The organism is Serratia montpellierensis (assembly GCF_020858655.1).
GTDB lineage: Bacteria > Pseudomonadota > Gammaproteobacteria > Enterobacterales > Enterobacteriaceae > Serratia > Serratia montpellierensis.
Map to the genome: position 1 here is coordinate 402,610 of NZ_VOSN01000005.1, position 10,221 is coordinate 412,830.

The 10,221-nt window shown below is 60.1% G+C and carries 8 protein-coding genes; 3 read left to right on the forward strand and 5 right to left on the reverse strand.

All coding sequences use genetic code 11. From position 1 onward, the window contains the following. Positions 1-47 precede the first annotated feature (47 nt). From gsiB to FUU19_RS07245, 4 genes are all read right to left on the reverse strand, one after another. Positions 48-1,583: a glutathione ABC transporter substrate-binding protein GsiB gene (gene gsiB / locus FUU19_RS07230; RefSeq protein ID WP_141969970.1), complete on the reverse strand. Its 1,536-nt coding sequence runs from the start codon at positions 1,581-1,583 to the stop codon at positions 48-50. A gap of 23 nt (positions 1,584-1,606) precedes the next feature. Further along, the gene (locus FUU19_RS07235; RefSeq protein WP_230490233.1) at positions 1,607-3,481 is read right to left on the reverse strand and encodes a dipeptide ABC transporter ATP-binding protein; all 1,875 of its coding nucleotides are present in this window, start codon (positions 3,479-3,481) and stop codon (positions 1,607-1,609) included. A 19-nt stretch (positions 3,482-3,500) separates the two neighbouring features. After that, positions 3,501-4,457, reverse strand: a complete 957-nt coding sequence (locus FUU19_RS07240; RefSeq protein ID WP_141969973.1) for an isoaspartyl peptidase/L-asparaginase family protein — start codon at positions 4,455-4,457, stop codon at positions 3,501-3,503. 358 nt (positions 4,458-4,815) lie between these two features. Next, positions 4,816-5,352 carry a DUF924 family protein gene (locus FUU19_RS07245; protein ID WP_038880951.1) on the reverse strand — a complete coding sequence of 179 codons (537 nt, stop codon included), beginning with the start codon at positions 5,350-5,352 and terminating at the stop codon, positions 4,816-4,818. Between the two features lie 157 nt (positions 5,353-5,509). On the opposite strand from FUU19_RS07245, the gene moeA reads away from it, so the two are divergent. Beyond that, positions 5,510-6,748 carry a molybdopterin molybdotransferase MoeA gene (gene moeA / locus FUU19_RS07250; protein WP_197832873.1) on the forward strand — a complete coding sequence of 413 codons (1,239 nt, stop codon included), beginning with the start codon at positions 5,510-5,512 and terminating at the stop codon, positions 6,746-6,748. A gap of 2 nt (positions 6,749-6,750) precedes the next feature. After that, positions 6,751-7,506: a molybdopterin-synthase adenylyltransferase MoeB gene (gene moeB / locus FUU19_RS07255; protein ID WP_197832874.1), complete on the forward strand. Its 756-nt coding sequence runs from the start codon at positions 6,751-6,753 to the stop codon at positions 7,504-7,506. Positions 7,507-7,557: 51 nt separating this feature from the next. On the opposite strand, the gene FUU19_RS07260 is transcribed toward moeB, so the two are convergent. Beyond that, on the reverse strand, positions 7,558-9,150 hold the full coding sequence (locus FUU19_RS07260; protein WP_025302134.1) for an ABC-F family ATPase: 1,593 nt from the start codon (positions 9,148-9,150) through the stop codon (positions 7,558-7,560). Positions 9,151-9,610: 460 nt separating this feature from the next. On the opposite strand from FUU19_RS07260, the gene FUU19_RS07265 reads away from it, so the two are divergent. Beyond that, the coding region (locus FUU19_RS07265) for a hypothetical protein (protein WP_230507099.1) at positions 9,611-10,221 on the forward strand (611 nt) is incomplete at its 3' end.

A 10,221-nucleotide genomic window follows, 5' to 3' on the forward strand; every position in this document is an offset into this window, starting at 1 on the left:
TCCTTCCCCCACCTGCCGCCGTCTGGCCGCAGGCGGGGATGGGCGCCTTATTTCAGATCGGCGTTATCAAAGTTGAACGAGGTATCCGGCATCACGTAGAAGCCGCTCAGCTGTTTGCTGTTGGCCGACAACAGACGTTCGGTCGCCAGGAAGATCCAGGGCGCGTCGGCCCAGATGCGATCCTGTGCGTCCTGATACAGTTTCTGCTTCTCGGCGCGATCGGTGGTCGCCAGCGCGTCGGTCAGATCCTTGTCCACCTGCGGGTTGCTGTAGAACGCGGTGTTGAACTGCTTCGGCGGTGCCGCCTGGGTAGAGAACAGCGGCGACAGCGCCCAGTCCGCTTCCCCGGTCGAGGCCGACCAGCCGGTGTAGAACATCCGCACGCCGGTGTCTTTCACCCCGACGCTCTCTACCTGCGCCGCGCGCTGCCCGGCATCCATCGCCGTCACCGTCACTTTCACCCCCACCTGCGCCAGTTGCTGTTGAGTGAACTGCAGCACTTTCTGCGCGGTGCTGTGGTTGTGGGAAGACCACAACGTGGTGGTGAAGCCGTTCGGGTAGCCGGCCTCTTTCAGCAGCTCGCGCGCCTTGGCCGGATCGTACGGCCACGGCTTGTAACGGGCGGCGAAATCGATGGCCGGCGGCACCGGCCCTTCCGCCGGCACCGCGTAACCGGCGAACGCCACTTTGATCAGCGCGTCCTTATTGATGGCGTAGTTCAGCGCCTGACGCACCTTCGGGTTGTCGAACGGCTTTTGGGTGACGTTCATGCTGATGTAACGCTGCAGAATGGACGGCGCGGCCACCACGTCCAGCTTGGCGTTGCCTTCCAGCACCTTGGCCTGCTCGTAAGGGATCGGGAAGGCGAAGGTCGCCTCGCCGGTCTGCAGCATCGCCGCGCGGGTGTTGTTATCCACCACCGGGCGCCAGGTGATGCTGTCGAGCTTCGGCAGCCCCGGCTGCCAGTAGCCGTCGAACTTCTTCACCTTGACGAAGTCGGTCTGGTTCCAGGTCACGAACTGGTACGGCCCGGTGCCCACCGGGTGGAAACCGATCTCTTTGCCGTATTGCTTCAGCGCCGCCGGCGAGATGATCGCCGCCGCCGGGTGCGCCAGGTTGTTGACGAACGCCGAGAACGGCGCCTTCAGCACGATCTTCACCGTATTGGCGTCCACCGCTTCGGTTTTGTCGATCATCTTGAACAGGTTGTAGCGCTTGAGGTGGCTGTCCGGGTTACTGGCGCGATCGAGGTTGGCCTTCACCGCCTCGGCGTTGAACGCGGTGCCGTCGTGGAATTTAATGCCCTGGCGCAGTTTGACGGTATAGGTCAGGCCGTCTTTGCTGACCTCATAGCTGTCCGCCAGTACGTTCACCAGCTTCATGTCCTTGTCGAAGCCGAACAGCCCCTGATAGAAAGACTTGGCCACCGCCTGCGACAGCGTGTCGTTGGCGTCGTAAGGATCGAGAGTGGTGAAATTGGACGCCACGGCGATCACCGCGTCCTTCGCCGCCCAAACCGGGCCGGTTCCCGCCGCCAGCAGTATGGCGGCCAACAGCGCATTGCGTTTGAATGTGTGCTTCATGTCGCTTGTCTCTCCTGAGGTCTTTAAAAAGCACCGGCGATCGGGTGGCGGGCGACAAAGTGCCCGGCGCCAACCTGCACCAGCGGTGCGGTAACGGGTTCATCGCCCAGCGCGCGCACTGGGCTCGGGATCTCATCGGCCGGCAGCGGCTGCCGTTTGTGGGCATGAGCGGGATCGGCCACCGGCACCGCCGCCATCAGTTTGCGGGTATAGGGGTGCTGCGGATTGTCGAACACCGCCTGCCGCGGGCCGATCTCGACAATTTGCCCGAGGTACATCACCGCCACCCGGTGGCTGATGCGCTCCACCACCGCCATGTCGTGTGAAATGAACAGAAAAGCAATGCCGAACTCGCGCTGCAGATCGAGCAGCAGATTGACGATCTGCGCCTGAATCGACACGTCCAGCGCCGAGACCGCCTCGTCGGCGATCACCACTTTCGGGTTCAGCGCCAGCGCGCGCGCGATGCAGATACGCTGGCGCTGGCCGCCGGAAAATTCGTGCGGGTAGCGGCGCGCATGCTCCGGCAACAGGCCGACGCGTTCCAATAGCCAGGCCACCCGTTGCTCCGCCTCCCGGCCGCGCATCACGTTGTGCACCAGCAGCGGCTCCATGATGGAAAAACCGACCGTCAGGCGCGGATCGAGCGAGGCGTAAGGATCTTGAAAGATGAACTGAATATCGCGCCGCAGGTGCTGCAGCGCCGGCCCCTTCAATTGGTCTATCCGCCGCCCGGCGAAGGTGATGGTGCCGCTCTGGCTGTCCACCAGCTTCAGCAAAGCGCGCCCGGTGGTGGACTTGCCGCAGCCGGACTCGCCCACCAGCCCCAGCGTCTCGCCGGGGTAAAGATCGAAGCTGACGTTTTCTACCGCGTGCACCCGGCGAGTGACCCGATTAAACAACCCGCCGCGCAGATCAAAACGCGTGACCAGATGCTCTACCCGCAGGATCGGCGCAGCGTCTGGCGGTACGGTATCCTGCGGCGCCGTATCCCCCTCGCCGTCCGGCAGCGGAAACTTCGCCGGCAGCGGCAGTGCGGCCATCGCCCCCAGCTTCGGCACCGCCGCCAGCAGCGCCCGGGTATAGGCCTGCTGCGGCGCGGCGAATAACTCACGCACCCGATTCTGTTCCACCTGCTCCCCACGGCGCATCACCAGCACGCGGTCGGCTATCTCTGCCACCACGCCCATGTCGTGAGTGATGAAGATCACCCCCATCTGCATCTCCTGTTGCAGCACGCGGATCAGCTGCAGGATCTGCGCCTGAATGGTGACGTCGAGGGCGGTAGTGGGTTCATCGGCAATCAGCAACGCCGGCTTGCAGGAGAGCGCCATAGCGATCATCACCCGCTGGCGCATGCCGCCGGAAAGCTGGTGCGGGTAGCGCCCCAGCACCTCTTTGGCCTCCGGAATGCGCACCAGATCGAGCATGCGCAGCGCCTCCTGACGCGCGCTGCGGTGGTCCATGCCCTGATGCAGGCGCAGCGATTCGGCGATCTGCTCGCCGACCGGAAATACCGGGTTGAGCGAGGTCATCGGCTCCTGGAAGATCATCGCCATGTCGGCGCCGCGCACCGTGCGCAGCGTGCTCTGCGAGGCGTGCGCCAGATCGAGCAACGCGCCGTCGCGCCGGCGCAGCGTCATGGCGCCGCTGGCGATGCGCCCACCGCCCTGCTCCACCAACCGCATCAGCCCCAGCGAAGTCACCGATTTGCCAGAGCCGGACTCACCGACGATCGCCAGCGTCTCGCCGCGATCGAGATCGAACGACAGGTTGCGCACCGCTTCCACGGCGCCGTCCACTTGAGGAAAACTGATGCTCAGATCGCGCACCGTCAGCACCCGCTGCGGCGGCAATGACAATTCGTCGCCGGCGGGCCGGAATGAAACGTCGGTCATACACCCTCCCGGTGAACGCTTAGCGATAAATTCCGACGGACGGCGCATCGCCGACATAACCAAAACCGCGATACATCCCCTCGCAGTTAAACGGCAGCGCGATATTGCCGTGGCGATCGACGGCGATCATGCCGCCGCTGCCGCCCAGTGCAGGCAGTTTCTCCATCACCACCCGATCGCTGGCCGCCTGCAGACTGAGGCCGCCGTATTCGATCAGGGCGGAGACGTCATAGGCCGCCACGCCGCGCATGAAAATCTCGCCGGTGCCGGTGCTGGAGACCGCCACGGTGGCGTTGTTGGCATAGCAACCGGCGCCGATAATCGGCGTGTCGCCCACTCGCCCTGCCTGCTTGTTGGTCATGCCGCCGGTGGAGGTGGCGGCGGCAAGGTTGCCCAGCGCATCCAGCGCCACCGCGCCGACGGTGCCGAATTTGCGATCGGGATCGAGCGGATCACCGGCCTGTGCCGCGCCGTCGTGATCGAGCAATACCCGGCCCTGCTCCGCCTGGGCGCGGTGCAGCTGATCAAAGCGTTCTTGGGTAAAGAAGAAGTCGGGGGTAACCATTTCCAGACCGTGGGCGGCGGCAAACTTCTCGGCGCCTTCGGCGGCAAACAGCACGTGTTCGCTGTTTTCCAGCACCGCGCGCGCCGCCAGCACCGGGTTGCGGACGCGGCTGACGCCGGCGACGGCACCGGCATCGCAGGTGCGGCCGTCCATCACGCAGGCATCCAGTTCGTGGGTGCCCTGATGGGTGAACACCGAGCCTTTGCCGGCGTTGAACAGCGGGCACTCTTCGAGTAGTCGCACCGCTTCGGTCACCGCGTCCAGCGCGCTGCCACCCTGTGCCAATATCGCCTGCCCGGCAGCCACGATCTCGGACAGCGCCTGGATATACTGCCGTTCTTTTTCCGCACTCAGCGCCGCCCGGGTAATTGCGCCCGCGCCGCCATGAATGGCAATCACTGGTTTGCTCATTTGCCTGACACCCTGTGTTAATCCCGCCGTTGCACAGCGAATAAGCTGAGCGCGGTATCATTATTATTCAGTCTTTTTCGACTCTATTTAGTCCTACAGTGGAAGTACAGCATAACGTCCACGCCCCGCTTTTAGCGTAGCGCGCTTAGACCGTTTCGCACCTTAAAATAGCTTATTGGAATAAAAACAGCAGGTTATAAAAAGCAGCAAACCGCTGATAGTGCGGCCGGGATTATTGGTAATTTCGCGGGAGGAAATAGCGGTAGAGCGTAATGAAATAAACGTTCGCGCTGAGTCACGCTTATTGTGGCGCCCGGCCTGCGTTTTGTCCTCCGGCCGGGCACAGATTATCCAACGATTAAAAACCCGATCCAGGCTGCTGCAAAAAGGCCTCTTCTTCCGGCGTGCTGGTGCGCCCCAATATCGCATTGCGATGCGGGTAGCGGCCGAAACGATCGATGATCGCCTTATGCCGCAGCTCGAATTCCAGCTGGTCGCCGTTATTGAGCTCGGTATACAGAACCAGCGCCTGTTGGTGGATCAACGGCGATTCCGAGTGCATGAACGGCAGATAAAGGAAGCCGCGCTGCTCGCGGCTCAGCCGTTCGCACTCGCCGCTGCGGATCGCCTCCTGCGCCAGGATCAGCGCCATGCCGTCGCAGGCGAAGGACTGCGGCGTGCCGCGGAACAGATTGCGGCTGAACTGATCGAGCACGATCACCTCCGCCAAGCGCCCTTCGATGGTGTCGCGCCAGTGCGCCAGCTCCCCCGCCGCCGCCGCCCGCCAGATTTCGCCGAAACGGCTGTGCAGCAGACGATCGAAATCGTCGTCCTTTTTGAACCACATCACCGGTTCGATTTCGTCGAACCAGAACTCGATCACCTGTTTATGCATCATGATTCTCCTCTGTTTTTCGCAGTTTATACCCGTTCGCCCCGGCGCCACAGTACGAAAGATGGCAAGCATAACCCGTTCTCCCTCCCGGCGTTCTCTGCCATAATACCCGCACTTTGTCGCTATTTTAGCGCACCCTGATTACGGAGTTCCCTTTATGGATCATTGCCATACTTCCGATCTCATCTCCCTGGAGCAAGCGCTGGAAAAAATGCTCGGGCAGATCGCCCCGCTGCAGCAGACCGAATTCGTCGCCCTGACCGCCGCCGCCGGCCGCATCACCGCCGCCCCGGTGGTCTCGCCGCTCGACGTGCCGCCGTTCGCCAACTCGGCGATGGACGGCTATGCGCTGCGCCTCGCCGATCTGGCGGCCAATGCGCCACTGCCCGTCGCCGGTAAGGCCTTCGCCGGTGCGCCGTTCGACGGCCAATGGCCGGCCAACAGCTGCGTGCGCATCATGACCGGCGCCCCGATCCCGGCCGGGGCGGACGCGGTGGTCATGCAGGAGCAGGCCGAGGTGAGCGACCAGGGCGTGCGTTTTACCGCGCCGGTTGAAGCCGGCCAGAATATCCGTCTGGCGGGTGAAGATATTCGCCGAGGCGCGAGCGTATTGCCGGCCGGCGTGAAGCTGGGCGCCGCGCAGCTGCCGCTGCTGGCTTCGCTTGGCGTCGCCGAAGTGCAGGTAATGCGTAAGCTGAAGGTAGCGGTGTTCTCCACCGGCGACGAACTGCAGCCGGTCGGCCAGCCGCTGCAGGCGGGCCAAATCTACGACACCAACCGTTTCGCGGTGCGCCTGATGCTGGAACAGCTGGGCTGCGAGGTGCTCGATCTCGGCATTATCCGCGACGATCGCGATGCGCTGCGCGCCGCTTTCGAACGGGCGGACAGCCAGGCCGACGTGGTCATCAGCAGCGGCGGCGTCTCGGTCGGCGAGGCCGACTATACCAAACAGATGCTCGACGAACTGGGCCAGGTCAGCTTCTGGAAGCTGGCGATCAAACCCGGCAAACCCTTCGCCTTCGGCAAACTGGGCCACGCCTGGTTCTGCGGCCTGCCGGGCAACCCGGTTTCCGCCGCCCTGACCTTCTATCAGCTGGTGCAACCGCTGCTGGCGAAGCTGGCCGGCCACAGCGACTGGCGCCTGCCGCCGCGTCTGCGGGCGCGCGCATTGACGCCGCTGAAGAAATCGCCGGGCCGCCTCGATTTCCAGCGCGGCGTGTTCAGCAGCAACGCCGCGGGCGAACTGGAGGTCAGCACCACCGGCCACCAGGGCTCGCACGTCTTCAGCTCCTACAGCCAGGGCAACTGTTTCATCGTGCTGGAGCGCGAACGCGGTTCGGTGGCGGTAGGCGAAACGGTGGAGATCGAGCCGTTCAATTCCCTGCTGAGGAGCTAAACATGCTGCCGGAATTGACCGACGCCGAAGCGCTGCGCTACAACCGCCAGATCGTGCTGCGCGGCTTTGACTTCGACGGCCAGGAGAAGCTGAAGGCCGCCCGCGTGCTGATCGCCGGGCTGGGCGGGCTGGGCTGCGCCGCTGCGCCATATCTGGCGGCGGCCGGCGTCGGCCATCTGGTGCTGGTGGATTTCGACACCGTCTCGCTCTCCAACTTGCAGCGCCAGATCCTGCACCGCGACGATCGCATCGGCCAGAGCAAAGTCGCCTCTGCCAGGCGGGAACTGAGCGCCATCAATCCGCATATCCGCATCGATGCCATCGACGGCCGTCTGGAAGATGACGCGGTTGCGGCAGAGATCGCCGCCTGCGATCTGGTGCTGGACTGCACCGACAACGTGGCGGCGCGCGACGCCCTGAACCGCCTGTGCCACGCGCAGCGCAAGCCGCTGGTTTCCGGTGCGGCGATCCGCATGGAGGGCCAGCTCAGCGTGTTCACCTATCAGCCGGGCGAGCCCTGCTACCGCTGCCTGAGCCGGCTGTTCGGCGACAGCGCCCTCACCTGCGTCGAAGCAGGTGTGATGGCGCCGCTGGTCGGCACCATCGGCACCCTGCAGGCGATGGAAGCCATCAAGCTGCTGGCCGACTATGGTCAGCCGCTGCGCGGCAAGCTGTTGATGTTCGATGCGATGAGCATGCAGTTCCGCGAGATGAAACTGCCGAAGGATCCGCACTGCGAGGTGTGCGGCGGGGCGTGACGGATAAAAAAAGGGCGGGATAATTCCCGCCCTGATGCGTTGCCGCGAGGGTTATACGATGCCCTGGCTGCGCAGATAGTCTTCGTAGTTGCCGGTAAAGTCGATCACCTTGTTCGGGGTGATTTCCAGAATCCGGGTCGCCAGCGAACTGACGAATTCACGGTCGTGGGAGACGAAGATCAGAGTGCCTTCGTACATCTCCAGCGCCATGTTCAGCGATTCGATGGATTCCATATCCAGGTGGTTGGTCGGTTCGTCCATCACCAGAATATTCGGGCGCTGCATCATCAACTTACCGAACAGCATGCGGCCCTTCTCACCACCGGACAGCACCTTCACGCGCTTCTTGATATCGTCCTGGCTGAAGAGCAAACGGCCCAGCACGCTGCGCACCGCCTGCTCGTCGTCTTTTTCCTGCTTCCACTGGCTCATCCAGTCGAACACGGTCAGGGTGTCGTCGAACTCGTATTCGTGATCCTGTGCGTAATAACCGATACGGGCGTTTTCCGACCACTTCACGGTACCGCTGTCGGGCTGCGCGTCACCCACCAGCGTTTTCAGCAGGGTAGTTTTACCGATGCCGTTGGCGCCCAGCACCGCGACCTTCTCACCCACTTCCACCATCAGGTTCAGCTTGTTGAACAGCGGGCCTTCGTCGAAGCCCTTGGTGAGCGCTTCCACTTCCAACGCGTTACGGAACAGCTTCTTATCCTGCTCGAAACGGATGAACGGGTTCTGGCGGCTGGAGGCTTTCACCTCTTCCAGCTGGATCTTGTCAATCTGGCGGGCGCGCGACGTGGCCTGCTTGGATTTGGAGGCGTTGGCGCTGAAGCGGCTGACGAACGACTGCAGCTCGCTGATCTGCGCTTTCTTCTTGGCGTTGTCCGCCATCAAACGCTCACGCGCCTGGGTGGCGGCGGTCATGTATTCGTCGTAGTTGCCCGGGTAAACGCGCAGCTCACCGTAGTCCAGATCCGCCATGTGGGTGCAGACCATGTTCAGGAAGTGACGGTCGTGCGAGATGATGATCATGGTGCTGTTGCGCTCGTTCAGCACCTGCTCCAGCCAACGAATGGTGTCGATGTCCAGGTTGTTGGTCGGTTCGTCGAGCAGCAGGATTTCCGGATCGGAGAACAGCGCCTGCGCCAGCAACACACGCAGCTTGAAGCCCGGCGCGATTTCGCTCATCGGGCCATAGTGCTGTTCCACCGGAATGCCCACGCCAAGCAGCAGTTCGCCGGCACGCGCTTCGGCGGTATAACCGTCCATTTCGCCGTAGGCCACTTCCAGGTCGGCTACTTTATAGCCGTCTTCTTCGCTCATCTCCGCCAATGCGTAGATGCGGTCGCGCTCTTCCTTCACCGCCCACAGTTCGGTGTGACCCATGATCACGGTGTCCAGCACGCTGTACTGCTCGAAGGCGAACTGATCCTGACGCAGTTTACCCAGGCGCTCGTTCGGATCGAGGAACACGTTGCCGCCGCTCGGCACCAGATCGCCGCCGAGGATTTTCATAAAGGTGGACTTGCCGCAGCCGTTGGCGCCGATCAGGCCGTAACGGTTGCCGCCGCCGAATTTGACAGAGATGTTTTCAAACAACGGCTTACTGCCGAACTGCATGGTGATGTTGTTAGTGCTTAACACAGCGCTCGCTCTTTATACATAGGGAATGTGATTTGGCGCGCATTATGCCACAACGGGGTGCAGAGATCGCGGGAAGTTTTGGTGACATTTTGAGCGGCAGGGTAAAGCTCACACCAGGCAGGCAATGGATTGCGTGCAAAAAGTCTACACATTAGTAATATGTACCAGACACTTCCAGTGTGCTAGATGACTGCAGCCTAGAAGGCTAGGACCGAAAACCCAGAACTATCAAAACTAAAACGACTTGCTTACAACTGTTCTCTCCCTATTTAAATATGCGTAGTTTCATAAAACCTCCTCACTATAGAAATAAAGAGATATAACAGTGATTTTATCGTTAGCAGTAGAGAAAATTTAGGCACCACCGACTGAGTACTACAATGAAACTAGAATTATCATATGGTAAGATATTAGATGATAATTAGCTCGCATATTAACCATCAGAGTCAGAGGAATGAAAGTGAATAATAAACTAACTATAATTTCACTTGCGTTATTATTAGCAAGTTGCGATTCTAAAAACACAAACACAATAGAATGTTCTAGTGATATAAGTTCTCAAACACTCACTGAATCCCTAAAAAAGTCAGCACTCGAACAGATTTCAGAACAAACATCAAAATATGAAGATGTCACCAATGCAATCAAACGTTCAACTCTTGATAAGATAATTTTTGACATCAAAGACATAACTACAACAAGTAAAGATCCAAATAGTTCGATGCGAACATGTTCAGCAACTGTCGGCATAAAAATAGAACCAGAACAATACAGTGAACTTTCTGATTTTTACAGATTAAATTATAATAAAAATTTAGATAAAGTTATGGAGCGATTCAACTTAGAACGAAATGCAAACATATTCTCAACTAGAATAGACTACACGATACAACCTACAGATGATAATAAAACAATTTTTGTTAAAACATCTATTAATAATAGCATTTCCTCTGGTTCAGCCTTCATTTCCACATTAGCAATAGTAAAACCATATAGAGAACAGGAAAGATTACTACTAGAAAAGAAAAACCAAGAAAAAATACAGGCACAGGCACAGGCACAGGCACAGGC

Bases quoted from the DNA above. Each gene is read 5' to 3' on its own strand.
- gsiB (WP_141969970.1), bottom strand. From the start codon at position 1,583: ATGAAGCACACATTCAAACGCAATGCGCTGTTGGCCGCCATACTGCTG.
- FUU19_RS07235 (WP_230490233.1), bottom strand. From the start codon at position 3,481: ATGACCGACGTTTCATTCCGGCCCGCCGGCGACGAATTGTCATTGCCG.
- FUU19_RS07240 (WP_141969973.1), bottom strand. From the start codon at position 4,457: ATGAGCAAACCAGTGATTGCCATTCATGGCGGCGCGGGCGCAATTACC.
- FUU19_RS07245 (WP_038880951.1), bottom strand. From the start codon at position 5,352: ATGCATAAACAGGTGATCGAGTTCTGGTTCGACGAAATCGAACCGGTG.
- moeB (WP_197832874.1), top strand. From the start codon at position 6,751: ATGCTGCCGGAATTGACCGACGCCGAAGCGCTGCGCTACAACCGCCAG.
- moeA (WP_197832873.1), top strand. From the start codon at position 5,510: ATGGATCATTGCCATACTTCCGATCTCATCTCCCTGGAGCAAGCGCTG.